Source organism: Streptomyces sp. OZ13 (assembly GCF_052068155.1).
In the GTDB taxonomy this organism is placed as follows: Bacteria; Actinomycetota; Actinomycetes; order Streptomycetales; family Streptomycetaceae; genus Streptomyces.
In genome coordinates this window covers 445,407-461,379 of record NZ_JBQHCZ010000005.1, presented here as the reverse complement: position 1 = coordinate 461,379, position 15,973 = coordinate 445,407, and the positions used below count along the sequence as shown (strand labels likewise).

The window sequence follows — 15,973 nt, the reverse complement described above, 5'->3', positions numbered from 1 at the left end:
CGCTGCCGGGTAGCGTTCTGTCGCGCTACGGTGCCACTTGCCTACGTAGGGTCAAGCTGCGGCCATCACGCGGAAGGGATGGCTCAATCGCCGGGGTACACCCATGGATTGGCCCGGCATTTGATGCCGCCGACGTCCAGCGTCTTGGTCTGCTGCTGCATCACGGGCGCGAGGGCACCCGGGGTGGAGCAGTTCACGTGGTTGTAGCCGAGGCGGTGCCCGACCTCGTGATTGATGAGCATCTGGCGATACGCCAGCATCGCGTCGTCGCCGTAGGTCTCCGCGCCCTGCGCCCACCGGAACGCGTTGATCATCACGCGCTCCGTCGAGGCGGAGTCGCAGGAGACGTTGTCCACGGTCGTGTCGAGCCCGGACTTCGCGCACCAGACGGCGGTCGTCCCGGGACTGGCCAGCGTGATGACGAACTCGGCCGCGCCTGACGAGATCCGCTCGAAGGTCATGGCCCCGCCGTGCGCCCAGCTGCGGTCGTCGTTCAGCGTCTCCTGGACGGCCCTGGCGAAGAGGCCGACGTCCAGGCCGAGGCCCTTCTCGACATCGATGCGGTAGCTGACCTTGCGGCCCTTGCCGGGCGCCTTGTCGAAGCCGGGAACGGCCTCGAAGTCACCGGAGGCCTTGAGGTCCGGGTCGATCGGGAACTGCCGCGTCATCAGCTGCTGGTAGGTCGGGGGCGCTGCCGGGGGTTTCGCGGCCTGGGGCGGGGTGGGCCTGCCCTCCGAGCGGTCGGGCCGCTGCTGCGCCTCCCGCTCCTCGCCGGACGCCTGCGAGCCGATCTCACCCGACCGGTCCGTCGCGACCTGTCCGGCCACCACCACGGCGAGCACGGTGGTCACCGCGGCGGCCGCGATGCCCGTGAACGTACGGCCCTTGCCGCCCTTGGCGGGCGGTTCCCCGGCCGGCGCGGCGTCCGGGTCGGGAACGTCCTCTGTGTCCGCGGCGATCTCGGGCGGCCGCCCGTGCCCCGTGTCCCAGTCGGTGACGGAGTCGTAGGGATAGTCGGGCGAGTACCGGTCAGGGCTCGGCGGGCGCGGGTCGGGGGCCCGGTCGAAGGCCTCGACGTACTCCCGGCGCGGGCCCGGTATACGCGGCCCGGTGGTCATGGTGCGCGACTGGGGCGGCTGGACGCGCTGCGCGCCCTGCTCCGGCGACGTGCCCTGCCAGTCCCCCCATCCGCCGCCGGGCTCCCGGTGCTCCGGGTGCCCGCCGCGGGCGTGCGGCACCCCGTGGTCGGTGCCGTGACCGGGAGCGTTCCACCCGGGGGCGGGACCGGGCCCCGGCGCGAGCCTGCGTCGGCCGTTGCCGGGTACGGCGGTCACGGCCTCCCGTTCACCGGAGTCCGGTCCACCGTCCGCGCCGGTGCGGGCTCCCTTCGGAAGAGGGCCCTTGCGGCTGTGTCGTCCCACGCCCCGGATCAGCTCCTACCGCAGTCGTCGAGCAGCTCCCGGAAGGCCTGGGCGACCGCTTCCGGATACTCCATCATCGCAACGTGCCCGGCGTCCGGGAGCGTCAGCAGCCGGGAACCCCGGAACGCCGCTGCCGCCTTGCGCGCCATACGGTACGAGATGAGCAGGTCCTTGCGCCCGTAGACGAGGAGGGTCGGGGCGAGCACCCGCTCCGCCTGACGCCACAGTCCCTGCTGTCCGCCGAGGGTGTAGGCGTCCACGATGCCACGCGCCGACCTGGTCATCGCGTCCCAGAAGTAAGGAAGGCTCATCCGCCGTTCCATCTCCTCGACGGCGCGGCGGAGGGCTTCCTCCGTCACCCGTGAGGGGTCTCCGTAACAGAGCGCCAGCACCCCGCGCGTGCGGCGCTCAGCGGTCCAGTCCTTGGTCATCCGCGCGAAGAGGCCGGTGACTCCCGGCACCGCGAGCAACGCGGTCGGCACGGCGGAGCGCTGCACGCGAAGCTCGGGAAGGGCGGGCGAGACGAGGCTCAGCGTGCGCACCAGATCGGGCCTGGCGGCCGCGACGCGGGTGCAGACGGCGCCGCCGAGGGAGTTGCCCAGCAGATGCACGGGGCCGCGGGCGCTCGCGTCGAGGAAACGGATCACCGCCCTGGCGTGACCGGTGACCGAGTAGTTGCCGTCGTCCGGCGGCGGGGAGTCCCCGAAGCCGGGCAGGTCGATCGCCTCACCGTCCACGACGCCCTCGAGCTGCGCCATCAGCGCCGACCAGTTCTGCGAGGACCCGCCCAGTCCGTGCACGTACAGCGCGGGCGGCAGTCCGGTGCGCGCCGGGGGCCGCGAGCGGACCGTCAGGGTGAGCCCGGGCAGGGACACGGAACGGAGCTTCTCGCCGTCAGCGACGTGCACCGTCGCGACCTTCGGGGCCATCGCGGCACTGAGGGCGCGGGCTCCCGGCAGCTCGGTCGAAGACATGCGGCAATGTTACGAGACGATCACGCGGTGCTTGATGTGTTCGGTGTCACACATCACTCGCGTTCCGCCGGGCACCCGGACCTCGTCACCGAATCACCACGTAGCGACATGAATCAGTACCTCATAGGCTCGTAATCAAAAGCGCGCTCTCCATCGAAAGCGGTGCCGCATGTCAGTCGATCCGACCGATCCCGAGACCTTCGAGGAAGAAGACAACGAGAACAGTGCGACGCATGCCGCGGAGGTCCCAGAGGCCGATGCCGCCGAGCAGCACACCGACGTACGCGCCGAGCGCGACGACCCGATGAATCACGTCGACCCGGCCGCCGCGAACGAGGCGGATGCCATCGAACAGACCCGCGTGGTCAAACTCGACGAGGACGACTACCGGTGACCTGCCGCCCGTTGCCCCGGTATGTCCCGGGAAGGGGCGTGAACCGGCAGCTTCCGAGACTGTCCGGTCCGTGAAATCCTGCGTCCGCACGACGCACAGCCGGGTTACCCAAAAGTACGATGGCGGGCGCGGCGCACAGCGCGCGCGGAGCCCCCGCGCCGGGCCGGACAATTCATGGTCGAAGAAGAGTCTGCCCGAACTGTGCTTGTCAGAACTGTGCTTGTTCTTACATTGGGAGGCGGCGTGACAGCCATCGAGCAGACAGAGGCGGCGCGCCCGCGGGGCACACGCCTGCCACGCCGAGCCCGCAGAAACCAGCTCCTGGGCGCCGCCCAGGAAGTTTTCGTGGCTCAGGGATACCACTCGGCGGCGATGGACGACATCGCCGAGCGTGCCGGGGTCAGCAAGCCCGTGCTCTACCAGCACTTCCCGGGCAAGCTCGAGCTCTACCTGGCGCTCCTGGACCAGCACTGCGAATCGCTGCTCCAGGCCGTCCGCGGCGCGCTCGCCTCGACGACGGACAACAAGCTCCGCGTCGCCGCCACCATGGACGCCTACTTCGCCTACGTAGAGGACGAGGGCGGTGCGTTCCGGCTGGTCTTCGAGTCGGACCTGACCAACGAGCCCGCCGTCCGCGAGCGGGTGGACCGGGTGTCGTTGCAGTGCGCCGAGGCCATCTCCGACGTGATCGCGGAGGACACGGGCCTGTCCAAGGACGAGTCGATGCTGCTGGCGGTGGGTCTGGGCGGCGTCTCCCAGGTCGTCGCCCGTTACTGGCTCTCCAGCGGCTCGGCCATCCCGCGCGACACGGCGGTCCAGCTGCTGACGTCGCTGGCCTGGCGCGGTATCGCCGGCTTCCCGCTGCACGGCACCGAGCAGCAGCACTGAGACCGGGCCCCCGGCCGGGGGGTCGGCGTCCGGGCTGTTCGCTCCTGGCGTTTCCGGGCGGCGCCTGACGGCTGCCGCCTTGGGGCTAATGTGTGCTGCGTACGGCGCGGTGACCGCGCAACGCACTGACCGTTCGGAGGGACATAGCCGTGGAGGTCAAGATCGGCGTGCAGCACGCGCCCCGGGAGCTCGTTCTGGAGAGCGGGGAGTCCGCCGAGGAGGTCGAGCGCGTCGTGGCAGAGGCGCTGGCCGGCAAGTCGCAGCTGCTCAGCCTCACGGACGAGAAGGGCCGCAGGGTCCTGGTGCCGGTCGACAGGCTCGCCTACGTCGACATCGGCGAGTCGACGACGCGGCGCGTGGGGTTCGGCGCGCTGTAGCGCGACGGCGGCGCACGCCACGGGCTGTGTCCGGGCGAGCGTGGTGAAGCATGTTCGAAAGAGGGCCCGGCGGGACGACCGCCGGGCCCTCTTCGCTGCTCAGGGCTGCTCCGAACCGCCGGAAGGAGGGTTGCGTTCCGTGCACGCCGGGTAGTACGGGCTACGACCGTCCAGCCCCCGCCCGGCGTTCGTGAGGAGATCAGCAGTGCTCTTGGAATCGCTCGGCTCAGTCCTGCTCGGGCTCGCACTCTCCTGGGCGGCGGTCCATCACCTCGGCGACCGGCTCCCCTCCCGCAGGGCGGTCTTCGCCACCGGCGCGGCGGGGGCACTCTTCGGCGCGTACGTGACACACGTGGCACTCGGACCCGGCCACAGCCTCGCGACCTTGCTGGGGGCCGTGGCGATCGGGGCGGTGCTGCTCTCGCTGCTGATCCGCCCGTCGACCCGCAGACTGCGCCGCGCGTTCCCTTTCTGAGCCCGCACGACGTCCGGCCGCCCCAAGGACGGCCGGCGGACGAGACCGGCGACGAACCGGACGGCGGACCGGGGAGGCGACCGGACGGCGGACCGGGCGACGCCCCGGGCAGGCGCCCCGGCGACGGACCGGACCCCGGCGGCGACGCCGGGACTCAGGGCCCCGGGAAGCGCACCTTAGGCCTCTCCCGATGCCTTTCCCCGCCCGGTGAAGGCCGTTCCTATGCCGCCAGACCCAGTGCGGCCATCCGCTTGGTGTGAGCCTTGGTGATCCGGGAGAACATCTCACCGACCGCTGCCAGGTCGAAGCCGTCCGCCACACCGCCCACGAGCATCGTGGACAGCGCGTCCCGCTCCGCCACGACACGCTGTGCCTGGGACAGGGCCTCTCCCATCAGCCGCCGCGCCCACAGGGCCAGCCGGCCACCGACCCGCGGGTCCGCCTCGATCGCGGCACGGACCTTCTCCACGGCGAAGTTCCCGTGGCCGGTGTCGTCGAGCACGGCGAGCACCAGGGCGCGGGTGTCGCTGTCCAGGCGGGCGGCCACCTCGCGGTAGAAGTCACTGGCGATCGAGTCGCCCACGTAGGCCTTGACCAGGCCCTCCAGCCAGTCGGACGGCGCGGTCAGCCGGTGGAAGTCGTCCAGGGCCTGGGCGAACGGCTCCATCGCGGCCGTCGGCTCCGCGTCGATGGCCGTGAGGCGGTCGCGCAGCCGCTCGAAGTGGTGGAACTCGGCGGAGGCCATCTTCGCCAGCTCGGCCTTGTCGCCGAGCGACGGCGCCAGCTTGGCGTCCTCCGCGAGCCGCTCGAATGCCGCCAGCTCGCCGTACGCGAGTGCCCCGAGCAGGTCCACGACGGCGGCACGGTACTGCGGTTCCGCGGACGCCGCAGCCCAGTCCAGGGCGGCGATCCCGGTGTGACCGGTGGATTCAGTGGCGTTGTCAGGCGTCTCCATGAACGGCACAATAGCCCGCCCGCCGCACGGGGGAAGGGCCTGGTCAGCCACGCCGGGAACACAGTTCTCGTGAATTCACCCAACACACATGCGCGAATCCGGGGTACAGTGGTAATGCGCCTGCTGAGCGCTCAGAGTATTTCTGTGCCCTCGGTAGGCCGTCTGATGAATGAGGATGCCCGGTCGGTGGCCCGATCGGCTCCGACCCCGACCGCCCTCCACGCGGATCATGCGCACAGTTGCGCAAGACCGCAGATGAGGGGCCCCCTCAGCGGTACGAGCGCTCGAGCGACGGCAGTGGTCCCGCGCCATCCGGCCGATGCACAGCCGGTCCAGTACCCAGGTGCGGTACGACCCCCAGCGTTCGCCTCGCGCCGCGTCTCACAGAAGAGGCAACACCCTGACTACGCAGACTTTCCGGGATCTCGGGATCCTCCCCGAGACCGCCGAAGCCCTCGAGGCCGTCGGCATCGTTTCCCCCTTCCCCATCCAGGAGATGACGCTCCCCGTCGCGCTCTCCGGCTCCGACGTCATCGGCCAGGCCAAGACCGGCACCGGCAAGACCCTCGGATTCGGCCTGCCGCTGCTGGAGCGCGTCACCGTCCCCGCGGACGTCGAGGCCGGCCGGGCGAAGCCCGAGCAGCTGACCGACGCCCCCCAGGCCCTGGTCGTCGTCCCCACCCGCGAGCTGTGCACCCAGGTCACCAACGACCTGCTGACCGCCGGCAAGGTCCGTAACGTCCGTGTGCTCGCCATCTACGGCGGCCGGGCGTACGAGCCCCAGGTCGAGGCGCTCAAGAAGGGCGTCGACGTGATCGTCGGCACGCCCGGGCGTCTGCTGGACCTGGCGGGCCAGAGGAAGCTCGACCTCTCGCACGTGCGCGCCCTGGTCCTCGACGAGGCCGACGAGATGCTCGACCTGGGCTTCCTGCCGGACGTCGAGAAGATCATCCAGCAGCTGCCCGCCAAGCGGCAGACCATGCTGTTCTCCGCGACCATGCCGGGCGCCGTCATCGGTCTCGCCCGCCGCTACATGTCGCAGCCCACGCACATCAGCGCCACCTCGCCCGACGACGAGGGCGCGACCGTGCGCAACACCACGCAGCGCGTCTACCGTGCTCACTCCATGGACAAGCCCGAGATGGTCTCGCGCATCCTGCAGGCCGAAGGCCGCGGACTCGCGATGATCTTCTGCCGTACGAAGCGCACCGCGGCGGACATCGCCGACCAGCTCGCACGCCGCGGTTTCGCCTCCGGAGCCGTCCACGGCGACCTGGGCCAGGGCGCCCGTGAGCAGGCGCTGCGCGCGTTCCGCAACGGCAAGGTGGACGTACTCGTGTGCACCGACGTCGCCGCGCGAGGCATCGACGTCGAGGGTGTCACGCACGTCATCAACTACCAGTCGCCCGAGGACGAGAAGACCTACCTCCACCGCATCGGCCGCACGGGCCGCGCGGGAGCGTCGGGCACCGCCGTGACGCTGGTCGACTGGGACGACATCCCGCGCTGGCAGCTCATCAACAAGACACTGGACCTGGGCTTCCCGGACCCGCCGGAGACGTACTCCACGTCGCCGCACCTGTTCGAGGAGCTGAACATCCCGGCCGGCACCAAGGGCGTCCTGCCGCGCGCCGAGCGCACGCGCGCCGGTCTGTCCGCGGAGGAGGTCGAGGACCTCGGCGAGACCGGTGGCCGCGGCCGCCGGACCGCGTCGGCCCCGGCGGCCCGCGAGGAGCGCCCGGCCCGTACGCGTACGCCACGTCAGCGTCGCCGCACCCGCAGCGGGGAGACGACGGCCACCGGGACGGCCGTGGCCGAGGCAGTCGTTCCCGAGCAGGCCGCCGGCGAAGGGGCCGTCGAGCCGCGCACGCCGCGCCGTCGCCGTCGCACCCGGGTGGGCGCGCAGGCGTCCGCCGAGGCGACGGCCGTCGTCGAGACGGTCGAGCAGACCGCTCCCGTGGCCGAGACGGAGGCGGAGGCGGAGGCGGAGTCCAAGCCGCGCCGCCGCCGTACGCGCGGCGCCGCGCAGACCGTCGTCGCCGAGGCCGAGGCGGTCGCGGAGTCCGCGGCCGAGTCCGAGCCCGAGGCCAAGCCCCGTCGCCGCACCCGTGCCGCGAACGCGGTCGACGCTGTCGACACCGTCGAGGCCGGCACCGCGACGGTGGAGGCGGAGGCGGTCGTCGAGACCAAGCCGCGCCGGACCCGGACGCGTGCGGCCAAGGCCGTCGACACCGCCGAGGCGGCAGTGACCGCCGAGGCCGACACCGAGACGAAGCCGCGCCGGACCCGCGCCCGCAAGACCGTCGATACGGCCGAGGCCGTCAAGACCGACACCGAGGCGAAGCCCCGGCGGACGCGTGCGGCCAAGGCCGTCGACACCGCCGAGGCGGCAGTGACCGCCGAGGCCGACACCGAGGCCAAGCCCCGTCGGACCCGCGCCCGCAAGACCGCGGAGCCCAAGGCTGCGGTGGCGGCCGAGACCACGGTGAGCGCCGAGACCGGCGTGGAGCCGGAGGCGAAGCCGCGTCGGACGCGTACGCGCAAGGCGGTGGCGCAGCCGGAGAGCTGACGCCCGCGCATCTCATCACGGCCCGGCCCCGGGAAGGGGCCGGGCCGTTGTGCATCTCCTTCGAGGGACCGGGCTCCGCCCGGAGCCGGCACCGCCGTCGGCATCGCCCCACGCCCGGCGGCCACGGGACCGGCCGGCCCGGAGTTTGCTACGCGACTCCGGCCCCGCTGCGTTCGAGGCGGGGGTCGGAAGGGGCGGGACAGGGGAACACGCCCGGCGCATCGGCGCCGCCCGCCCCCGTACGGCCTTCCCCGCGTTAGCCTCGTCCGCATGAGCCGGCCGCCCACCTTCGTTCCGCCCACCTGCGCACGTTCCCGCGCGCTCCCCACCTCGCGCGGCGAGTTCGCCGTGCTCGACGCGCGGCCGTCCGGGGACGTGCGCGGCACCGCGCTGCTGCTGCCCGGGTACACCGGCAGCAAGGAGGACTTCATCGCGCTGCTCGAGCCGCTGACCGCGGCCGGCTATCGCGCCGTCGCGGTCGACGGCCGCGGCCAGTACGAGACGGCCGGTCCTGCCGATCAAGCCGCCTACGTCCAGGACGAGTTGGCGCGGGACGTACTGGCCCAGGCGGCGGCGCTGGGCGGTCCGCTGCACCTCGTGGGGCACTCGCTCGGCGGCCAGATCGCCCGCGCCGCCGTCCTCATGGACGCTTCACCGTTCGTGACGCTGACACTGATGGCGTCCGGGCCGGCGCAGATCAGCCCGGCCCAGCAGCAGCGGGTGAAGCTGCTGAGCGACGCGCTCGCGGTGATGCCGATGGACCAGGTGTGGGAGGCGATCCTCGCCTTCGACGCGCCGGAGGACGCGGCGGAGGAAGCCACGGAGGACCGTGAGGACCTGCGGCGCCGATGGCTGCTGCACAGTCCGGCCCAACTCCTCGCCACGGGACGGCAGTTGATGAACGAACCGGACAGGGTCGCCGAACTCGCCGCCGTACGGCCGCCGCACACGCATGTGCTGTCGGGCGAACGGGACGACACCTGGCCGGTGCCGCTGCTCGACGCGATGGCGGAACAGCTGGGGGCGCACCGGACGGTGGTCGCCGGTGCGGAGCACTCCCCGAACACCGACCGGCCTGTGGAGACCGCCGCCGCGCTCGTCCGGTTCTGGGCTCAGCACTGAGGCCGGAGCCGGGGCCGGATCGTACGGCTCCCCCAGGAGCAGTCAGTACTGGGACTGGAGGTGCTGCCAGAAGCCGTCACGCAGCGCACGCCGGAGCAGCGCGTGCCCGCGAAGCGAGCGCTGGAGCCGCCGTTCCGCCTCGATGAGCAGGTCCTGGTCGACGGACCCGGGCAGGTAGGGGTGGCCGGGAAGCAGTTCGGCCAGCTCGGCGCGACCGCGCTCGCCCAGCCAGGTCGCGGCGATCTGCGCGCCCACGAAACGCACTTCGTCACGCGAGGGCGGCGGTGAGCCCTCGTTCTCGTAGGTCGTCACGGGCCTGCGGGTGATGTAGGGACGGCAGAAGTCGAGGTCGAAGGTGCGCTGGCTGTCGACCTCCCACAGCAGCGGCTCCGCCTGGTTGCGGCCCTCCCCCGCCTCGATGCCCCACAGGTGGACCCGTGCGCCGTACCCCTGGGCCGCCTCGACCGCGGAGACCAGGTCCTCGTCTCCGCCGACGAGCGCCGCGTCGCTGATGGCGCGGTGCCGGGCCAGGGACTCCAGGTCGGTGCGGATGAGGGAGTCGACGCCCTTCTGCTGGTTGTTGGCGTTGAGGTTGCCGAGGCGCACCTTGACGTCGGGCAGCTCCGCTATCGCCTGCTGCTCGGAGGTGTGGATGCGGCGCCGGGCGCCGTCGTACCAGTAGACCCGCAGCAGCCGACTGTCGGCGAAGATCGTGCGCGCCTTGTCGATGAAGGCTTCGATCAGACCTTCCGCGTCGAGGTCGAAGGAGCGCCGGTCCTCCGTGCCCGCCACAAGCAACCCGGCCGCAGCATAGACGTAACCGGCGTCGACGAAGATGGCATGGGTGGAGGGAGTCTTCGCGACCTCGGCGAGCATCCGCTGCAGGAGCTCATTGGTGCGCTCCAGGCGGCCGGCGATCTGGTTGATCTCTGCGTCGTTCATACGGGGCTCATTGTCCGTGCCCGGAGCGCTACCCGCCAGTAGTTAGGCATCCGAAAAATTTCCTTAGCGTAGGGAATGTTTGCAGGATGCATCCCGTTGTCACCCATATACACGGACGGAGGCTTCCGTCTGTCAGCCACTCAGTTCTCCTGCAGGAGGATCAGACGAAGGGAGAAGCGCTTGCGCTTCGAGATCATGCGACTGGACGACATCGACGGCACGGCTGTCGACAGTACGGTCGTGGACGCCGCCTCCGTCAATCGGATCGTGCAGCAGGCCGCCTACACCGGCCAGCGCATCTACATCCGGCCCGCCGACACCGACGTTGCTTCATAACGCCTGACCAGCTCGACGACGCACGACGCCCCCGTACGGACGAACCGTACGGGGGCGTGCTGCGTCCCGGCGCCGGTCAGGCGCCCTGGACGACCTGGGTCACGCCGTTGATGATCTGCTGCACGGCTATCGCGGAGAGCATCATCCCGGCGAGCCGGGTCACCAGGACCACGCCGCCGTCCTTGATCAGGCGGATGATCACCAGCGAGTAGCGCATGGTCAGCCAGAGCACGACATGCATGGCGACGATCGCCGCCCACACGGAGACCTGCTCGCCCGCCCCGTCCGCGTGCTGCACGGCGAGGATCACGGAGACGATCGCGCCGGGCCCCGCCAGCAGCGGCATGCCCAGCGGCACCAGCGCCACGTTGACGTCCTTGGTCTGCTTGGGCTCGTCGGTCTTGCCGGTGAGCAGATCCAGGGCTATCAGCAGCAGCAACAGTCCGCCGGCGATCATCAGCGCGGGGACGGAGACATGCAGATAGTCGAGGATCTGCTGGCCGAGTATGCCGAAGACGGTGATGACACCGAAGGCGACGGCCACGGCCTGCCACGCCATCCGGCGCTGCACCTTGGTGGCGCGCCCTGAGGTGAGGGCGAGAAAGATCGGCGTGATCCCGGGGGGATCCATGATGACGAAGAGGGTCAGGAACAGGGAGCCGAAAACGGCAGCGTCGAACACAGTGAGGGCCTTGCGGGAGAGGGTCGTACGAGGTGGGCAAGCGTGGGTGAGGGCGCGTCCCGCGTGATCGAGGACGTCAGGACGCCAGGCGCGGGAACGCCCTAGGAAATGGCTCCGCCCGTGCCCGGCACCGGGAACGCCCCGGTGGCACGGCGGGTGATCTCGCCGTAGATCTCGGGATCGGTGGTGTATTCGCCGAGCCGGCAGGTCTTGCGGCTGCCGTGGTAGTCGCTGGAGCCGGTCGTCAGCAGACCGAGGTCCTGGGCGAGGCCGCGCAGCCGGGCGCGGGTCTCCTGGTCGTGGTCCATGTGGTCGACCTCGATGCCGTCGAGGCCGCACGCGGCGAGCTCCGCGATCGCGGCCTCCGGCACCACCCGGCCGCGCTTCACGGCGAGCGGGTGGGCGAGGACGGTGACGCCGCCGGCGGCCTTGACCAGGCGGACCGCCGTGAAGGGATCGAGCTCGTGCTTCTCCACGTACGCCCGGCCGCCGTCGGCCAGCCACAGGGGCGTGAAGGCGTCGGAGACGGAGGGCACGACGCCCAGCTCGACGAGGGCCTCAGCCACGTGGGGCCGACCGACGGAGCCGTCCCCGGCGATACGGGCGACCTGCCCCCACTCGACGGGCACACCGAGGTCCCGCAGCTTGCCGACCATCGCCCGGGCGCGCGGCACCCGGTCGTCGCGCACGAGCTCCCGCTCGCGCAGCAGGTCGGGCTCCTCGGGGTCGAAAAGGTACGCCAGCATGTGGACGCCGATGCCGTCGAGGCGGCAGGAGAGTTCGGCCCCGGTGACGAGAGTCACTCCCGCAGGGACGGCCGCGGCGGCCTCCGCGTGGCCGCGAGTGGTGTCGTGGTCGGTGAGCGCGACGACGTCCAGACCTGCGGCCGCCGCGTTACGCACCAGCTCGGCCGGGGTGTCCGTGCCGTCCGAGGCCGTGGAGTGGGTGTGCAGGTCGATGCGCACGACGCGTGACTCCGGGGCTCGGGGCGGACAGGGGACACCTCAGGATAACTGCCGCACCAGCACGCCCCGGCCGCCCTCGGAGCGCACCCCCGCCACCCCCGACCGCCCTCGGCGGCCCGGAGGGAACGGCCCGCTACGAGAGGAGTCGCGGCGACAGGGCCCCGCACGGCAGCAGTTCGACCTCGGCGCCCGCGTCCCGCAGGTCCGTGAGCACCAGCTCGTCGTACATCAGCAGCCCGGACTGCTCCGGCCAGACCACGGCCCACAGCCACAGGCCCCGCGCTTCGCCGGCGAACACCGCCCGGTCGTCGGGGACGCCCTTGACATGCCACAGCGGGGTGGGCCGGCCGGCCGCGAGCACCTTGGCCTGCGACGGCTTGTCCACTTCGATGTGCGGCCCGGGGTCCGGACCGTCGATACCGGCGTAACGGGATCCGAGGCCGACGCCCAGCTCCTCGGCGATCAGCAGCAGCTCCCCGATGCCGCCGAGCGGCCCCGGTCCGGAACACGCGACGGCCGTCGCCCGGCCGCCGCTGCGGTCGTCGCCCGCGTAGGCGACGCCGGTGTAGAGCCAGCCGACCGGAAGGGGCCAGGGCATCCACACGGGGACCTGCGCGCGGTGCACGACGACACCGAGGGCCTCGACACTGGGCGGGATCACCGGCTGCAGCGGGTGCACGGCACCGTGCACATCGCACTGCCAGGAGTCGGCAAAGAGACCGGGCGCCCTCACCCGGCCACCGCACTTCGGGCAACTGGGTTCGCCCCTCATAAGGGTCAACGGTCCTCTCCGGTGGACGCCGCGTCAAGGACGATCACCCGTCCGGAGCGCGCCTCCGGCCCGGTGAAAATAAATGTATGGATCACTTATCAGGTCATGTGACGTCTTGCCCGGCGCCGAACGGTCCGAACGGGAGGAAGTCACCCGATCGGATCAACGGCCCGCTCCGGGAGACGCGGCGGCCCCGGTGAGGACGGACAAGGCTCGGCCGCACCCTGGGGCCTGGGCTGAAACCGCGTCATGCACCGCGTCCCGGCCAACCTCCTTGAACCGGCGCGTGGTTCAGTCCAGCGTCACGGACCGGCGCAGCGGATCGCGCAGGTCCGTCCCGTGCATCAGCCAGCGTTCCTGGAGTTCCGCCGCGCCGTGCACCCTCTTCCATGCCGCCTCGTTCGACGTCATGGGCAGCAGAGGCAGGAAGCGCACCGGGTCCATCGGGTCGCCCAGCTCCAGGTCCTCCACCAGCCCGCCGGGCTCCGCGACGAGCACGGAGCTGAACGGCGCGGAGGGCCACAGGGCGTCCCCCACGTCGAGCGACGCGCCCGGCGCCACGACCACGCCCTCCACCTGCGGGGACGCGGCCAGGACCGCGAGCGGCCGCAGCACCTTGTCGGTGTCGGCGAGCCCGGCCCGCACGGTCAGCACCAGCTCCGCGCGCGGGCCCTTCACCGGATCGGCGAGGGCCGCGGTGGGGTCGGTCATCGGGTGGGCGGACATGCCGAGAGTGGCGTAGCGCACGATGTCCTTGTCGCCGTCACGGTCCCGGAAGCGGAGCACCTCGATGCGGTCGGTGCCCAGGAAGGTCACCGCGGCACGGGCGTCCGGTTCCCCGAGGGCGCTGCGCAGCCGGGCTTCGACAAGAGCAAGAACGTCTTCCATGTCGCGAGCATAAAACGCGTAAGGACCGGGCAAACACAGGGATTGACCCGTAGTCGGCTGATAGGCTTGGCCGCTGGTCGGGACGGACACAGAAGTGTTGCCTTCAAGTCCTGACGACACATCGTCCCTCACGGGGGACCGGCCGGAGGAGGTGAGGCTGCGGTGGATCGAAGTCGATCGTGCAGTACCAGCAGCTCTTCCGCACGGCACCGTTCCCTTCGCCGGTCCTGACCCGACGAACCGGAATCCGGTGTACTGAGGCCTTCCCGCACGGGGCCCCACGGCTTTTCGCACGACGGAAGAGCGCGAGCACTTCGTTTTTGCCTGTCTGTAGCGAACGCCGTCACCGCGCTCCCGCGGTGCCGCCCGCTTTGCGGACGTACGACTCACGTCCCCATTCCGGGCTGTGCCACGCCACCGCCGACGGCCTCTCCGTGAAGGAGCCAGCCATGTCGATGATCCGTGACCTGCGCGCAGCGGTCCGCCCCTCGCTGCGAAAGAGCAGCACCCCGTACAACGGCTACGACACCACCCGTGACCCCTCCGCCTCCAGCGCGGTCGTCGACTGCGCCGTCTACCGTGACGGCCGGCGCCTCGAGAGCACCGCGTGCCTGACGCCCCACGAGGCGATGCTGCGGGTGCGGGAGGGCGGCGGCTTCGCCTGGATCGGGCTGCACGAGCCCACTGAGGCCGAATTCGCCGGTATCGCCGCGGAGTTCGGGCTCCACCCGCTCGCCGTCGAGGACGCGGTCCACGCCCACCAGCGGCCCAAGCTGGAGCGGTACGACGACACCCTGTTCACCGTCTTCAAGACGATCCACTACGTCGAGCACGCGGAGCTCACCGCCACCAGCGAGGTCGTGGAGACCGGCGAGGTGATGTGCTTCACCGGCCGGGACTTCGTCATCACGGTGCGGCACGGCGGCAAGGGCTCGCTGCGCGCACTGCGGCACGGTCTCCAGAAGGACGCCGAGCTCCTCTCCAAGGGTCCCTCCGCGGTGCTGCACGCCATCGCCGACCATGTGGTGGACGGCTACATCGCGGTCGCGGAGGCCGTGCAGGACGACATCGACGAGGTGGAGATCGACGTCTTCTCCGCGCCGGCCAAGGGCAGCCCGCGCGGTGGCGACGCGGGGCGGATCTATCAGCTCAAGCGCGAGGTGCTGGAGTTCAAGCGGGCCGTCTCCCCGCTGCTGCGTCCGATGCAGCTGCTGAGCGAGCGGCCCATGCGGCTCGTGGACCCCGACATCCAGAAGTACTTCCGCGACGTCGCCGACCACCTCGCACGGGTGCAGGAGGAGGTCATCGGCTTCGACGAGCTGCTGAACTCCATCCTCCAGGCCAACCTGGCCCAGGCGACCGTCGCCCAGAACGAGGACATGCGCAAGATCACCTCCTGGGCGGCGATCATCGCCGTCCCGACGGCGGTCTGCGGCATCTACGGCATGAACTTCGACCACATGCCGGAGCTGAAGTGGAAGTACGGCTACCCCCTGGTGCTCACGGGCATCGCGGTGGTCTGTTTCGCCATCCACCGCACGCTCAAGCGCAACGGCTGGCTGTAGTACGAGAGCCGGTCGATAGGCTGCGCGCATGACATCGCATCTGCTCGGCCGGGCGCTCGTCGAGGAGGCCACGAAGAAGTCGGGCCTCATCTGGGTGCGTGGCGACGGCCCCGCGCGTGCCCTGTGGCACGTCTGGCACGAGGGCGCCGCGTGCATCGTCGGCGACGGGCCCGGCGAGCAGCCGCTGCCGGGTCTCGTGGACGGCGCGGACGCGGAGGTCACCGTACGCAGCAAGGACAAGGGCGGCCGGCTCGTCGCCTGGTCGGCCAGGGTGAGCGAGCTCGCCCCGCACTCCGAGGCGTGGGAGGCGGCCGTCGGCGAGCTCAAGGGCAAGCGGCTGAACGCGCCGGACGCGGAGCGGATGACCGAGCGCTGGGCGCGTGAGTGCCGGGTGCTGCGCCTCGAGCCGCGGGACGTGGTCACCGACCTGCCCGACGGCTCGCTGGCGGCCGCGCCGCTGCCGACCGCCGCGACGACCCGCCGGCCTGTTCCGGCGGCACTGCCGAGGCTCCTGCTGAAGCGGCGCAAGCGCCGCGACTGATCCGGCCGCGGCGGCCAAGGGCCTCCGGCGGGAGTCAGCGGGCGGGCTCGAGTCGCCTGGCAACTCGGGCCCGCCCGGCGTTTGAGGGCACCGCGCGGAGCGCGGTA

General features: G+C 71.4%; 17 protein-coding genes. 9 read left to right on the top strand and 8 right to left on the bottom strand.

Annotated features, from left to right (window positions below):
• Positions 1–83 precede the first annotated feature (83 nt).
• Both ACTMTU_RS15570 and ACTMTU_RS15565 read right to left on the bottom strand, forming a co-directional pair.
• On the bottom strand, positions 84–1,421 hold the full coding sequence (locus ACTMTU_RS15570; RefSeq protein WP_441264069.1) for a DUF3152 domain-containing protein: 1,338 nt from the start codon (positions 1,419–1,421) through the stop codon (positions 84–86).
• Positions 1,422–1,429: 8 nt separating this feature from the next.
• Complete coding sequence (locus ACTMTU_RS15565) at positions 1,430–2,395, bottom strand: alpha/beta fold hydrolase (RefSeq protein WP_441264068.1); 966 nt, start codon at positions 2,393–2,395, stop codon at positions 1,430–1,432.
• 169 nt (positions 2,396–2,564) lie between these two features.
• Between ACTMTU_RS15565 and ACTMTU_RS15560 the strand changes: the two genes are divergently transcribed.
• The 4 genes from ACTMTU_RS15560 to ACTMTU_RS15545 all read left to right on the top strand — a co-directional run bounded on the left by ACTMTU_RS15560 (position 2,565) and on the right by ACTMTU_RS15545 (position 4,529).
• Positions 2,565–2,789 (top strand): hypothetical protein, encoded by a 225-nt coding sequence (locus ACTMTU_RS15560; protein WP_441264067.1) that lies wholly within the window; start codon positions 2,565–2,567, stop codon positions 2,787–2,789.
• Between the two features lie 243 nt (positions 2,790–3,032).
• Positions 3,033–3,677, top strand: coding sequence for a TetR/AcrR family transcriptional regulator (locus tag ACTMTU_RS15555; RefSeq protein ID WP_307708158.1), 645 nt, complete (start codon positions 3,033–3,035; stop codon positions 3,675–3,677).
• 149 nt (positions 3,678–3,826) lie between these two features.
• Positions 3,827–4,054 (top strand): DUF3107 domain-containing protein, encoded by a 228-nt coding sequence (locus ACTMTU_RS15550; RefSeq protein ID WP_053556957.1) that lies wholly within the window; start codon positions 3,827–3,829, stop codon positions 4,052–4,054.
• 205 nt (positions 4,055–4,259) lie between these two features.
• The gene (locus ACTMTU_RS15545) at positions 4,260–4,529 is read left to right on the top strand and encodes a hypothetical protein (protein ID WP_441264066.1); all 270 of its coding nucleotides are present in this window, start codon (positions 4,260–4,262) and stop codon (positions 4,527–4,529) included.
• Positions 4,530–4,749: 220 nt separating this feature from the next.
• On the opposite strand, the gene ACTMTU_RS15540 is transcribed toward ACTMTU_RS15545, so the two are convergent.
• A complete protein-coding gene (locus ACTMTU_RS15540; RefSeq protein WP_441264065.1) occupies positions 4,750–5,484 on the bottom strand; it encodes a ferritin-like fold-containing protein in 735 nt (244 codons plus the stop codon).
• Between the two features lie 319 nt (positions 5,485–5,803).
• On the opposite strand from ACTMTU_RS15540, the gene ACTMTU_RS15535 reads away from it, so the two are divergent.
• Both ACTMTU_RS15535 and ACTMTU_RS15530 read left to right on the top strand, forming a co-directional pair.
• A complete protein-coding gene (locus tag ACTMTU_RS15535; protein WP_441264064.1) occupies positions 5,804–8,053 on the top strand; it encodes a DEAD/DEAH box helicase in 2,250 nt (749 codons plus the stop codon).
• Positions 8,054–8,323: 270 nt separating this feature from the next.
• Complete coding sequence (locus tag ACTMTU_RS15530; protein ID WP_441264063.1) at positions 8,324–9,175, top strand: alpha/beta fold hydrolase; 852 nt, start codon at positions 8,324–8,326, stop codon at positions 9,173–9,175.
• A gap of 42 nt (positions 9,176–9,217) precedes the next feature.
• On the opposite strand, the gene ACTMTU_RS15525 is transcribed toward ACTMTU_RS15530, so the two are convergent.
• Positions 9,218–10,117: an NYN domain-containing protein gene (locus ACTMTU_RS15525; protein ID WP_441264062.1), complete on the bottom strand. Its 900-nt coding sequence runs from the start codon at positions 10,115–10,117 to the stop codon at positions 9,218–9,220.
• A gap of 180 nt (positions 10,118–10,297) precedes the next feature.
• On the opposite strand from ACTMTU_RS15525, the gene ACTMTU_RS15520 reads away from it, so the two are divergent.
• Positions 10,298–10,453: a hypothetical protein gene (locus ACTMTU_RS15520; protein WP_441264061.1), complete on the top strand. Its 156-nt coding sequence runs from the start codon at positions 10,298–10,300 to the stop codon at positions 10,451–10,453.
• A 76-nt stretch (positions 10,454–10,529) separates the two neighbouring features.
• On the opposite strand, the gene ACTMTU_RS15515 is transcribed toward ACTMTU_RS15520, so the two are convergent.
• The 4 genes from ACTMTU_RS15515 to ACTMTU_RS15500 all read right to left on the bottom strand — a co-directional run bounded on the left by ACTMTU_RS15515 (position 10,530) and on the right by ACTMTU_RS15500 (position 13,760).
• Entirely contained in the window at positions 10,530–11,135 is a 606-nt protein-coding gene (locus ACTMTU_RS15515; protein ID WP_005312320.1) for a MarC family protein, read from the bottom strand.
• Between the two features lie 101 nt (positions 11,136–11,236).
• Positions 11,237–12,100 carry a PHP domain-containing protein gene (locus ACTMTU_RS15510; RefSeq protein WP_441264060.1) on the bottom strand — a complete coding sequence of 288 codons (864 nt, stop codon included), beginning with the start codon at positions 12,098–12,100 and terminating at the stop codon, positions 11,237–11,239.
• A 133-nt stretch (positions 12,101–12,233) separates the two neighbouring features.
• Positions 12,234–12,872, bottom strand: a complete 639-nt coding sequence (locus ACTMTU_RS15505; RefSeq protein ID WP_441264059.1) for a DUF6758 family protein — start codon at positions 12,870–12,872, stop codon at positions 12,234–12,236.
• 291 nt (positions 12,873–13,163) lie between these two features.
• Complete coding sequence (locus ACTMTU_RS15500; protein WP_441264058.1) at positions 13,164–13,760, bottom strand: suppressor of fused domain protein; 597 nt, start codon at positions 13,758–13,760, stop codon at positions 13,164–13,166.
• A 449-nt stretch (positions 13,761–14,209) separates the two neighbouring features.
• On the opposite strand from ACTMTU_RS15500, the gene ACTMTU_RS15495 reads away from it, so the two are divergent.
• Positions 14,210–15,325, top strand: a complete 1,116-nt coding sequence (locus tag ACTMTU_RS15495; RefSeq protein ID WP_441264057.1) for a magnesium and cobalt transport protein CorA — start codon at positions 14,210–14,212, stop codon at positions 15,323–15,325.
• Between the two features lie 28 nt (positions 15,326–15,353).
• Positions 15,354–15,866: a hypothetical protein gene (locus tag ACTMTU_RS15490; RefSeq protein WP_441264056.1), complete on the top strand. Its 513-nt coding sequence runs from the start codon at positions 15,354–15,356 to the stop codon at positions 15,864–15,866.
• The last annotated feature ends 107 nt before the right edge of the window (positions 15,867–15,973 follow it).

What these genes read in the sequence shown, in the direction of transcription:
- ACTMTU_RS15540 (WP_441264065.1), bottom strand. Translation starts at nt 5,484, where the DNA reads ATGGAGACGCCTGACAACGCCACTGAATCCACCGGTCACACCGGGATC.
- ACTMTU_RS15495 (WP_441264057.1), top strand. Translation starts at nt 14,210, where the DNA reads ATGTCGATGATCCGTGACCTGCGCGCAGCGGTCCGCCCCTCGCTGCGA.
- ACTMTU_RS15560 (WP_441264067.1), top strand. Translation starts at nt 2,565, where the DNA reads ATGTCAGTCGATCCGACCGATCCCGAGACCTTCGAGGAAGAAGACAAC.
- ACTMTU_RS15500 (WP_441264058.1), bottom strand. Translation starts at nt 13,760, where the DNA reads ATGGAAGACGTTCTTGCTCTTGTCGAAGCCCGGCTGCGCAGCGCCCTC.
- ACTMTU_RS15565 (WP_441264068.1), bottom strand. Translation starts at nt 2,395, where the DNA reads ATGTCTTCGACCGAGCTGCCGGGAGCCCGCGCCCTCAGTGCCGCGATG.
- ACTMTU_RS15505 (WP_441264059.1), bottom strand. Translation starts at nt 12,872, where the DNA reads ATGAGGGGCGAACCCAGTTGCCCGAAGTGCGGTGGCCGGGTGAGGGCG.
- ACTMTU_RS15525 (WP_441264062.1), bottom strand. Translation starts at nt 10,117, where the DNA reads ATGAACGACGCAGAGATCAACCAGATCGCCGGCCGCCTGGAGCGCACC.
- ACTMTU_RS15535 (WP_441264064.1), top strand. Translation starts at nt 5,804, where the DNA reads ATGCACAGCCGGTCCAGTACCCAGGTGCGGTACGACCCCCAGCGTTCG.
- ACTMTU_RS15490 (WP_441264056.1), top strand. Translation starts at nt 15,354, where the DNA reads ATGACATCGCATCTGCTCGGCCGGGCGCTCGTCGAGGAGGCCACGAAG.
- ACTMTU_RS15530 (WP_441264063.1), top strand. Translation starts at nt 8,324, where the DNA reads ATGAGCCGGCCGCCCACCTTCGTTCCGCCCACCTGCGCACGTTCCCGC.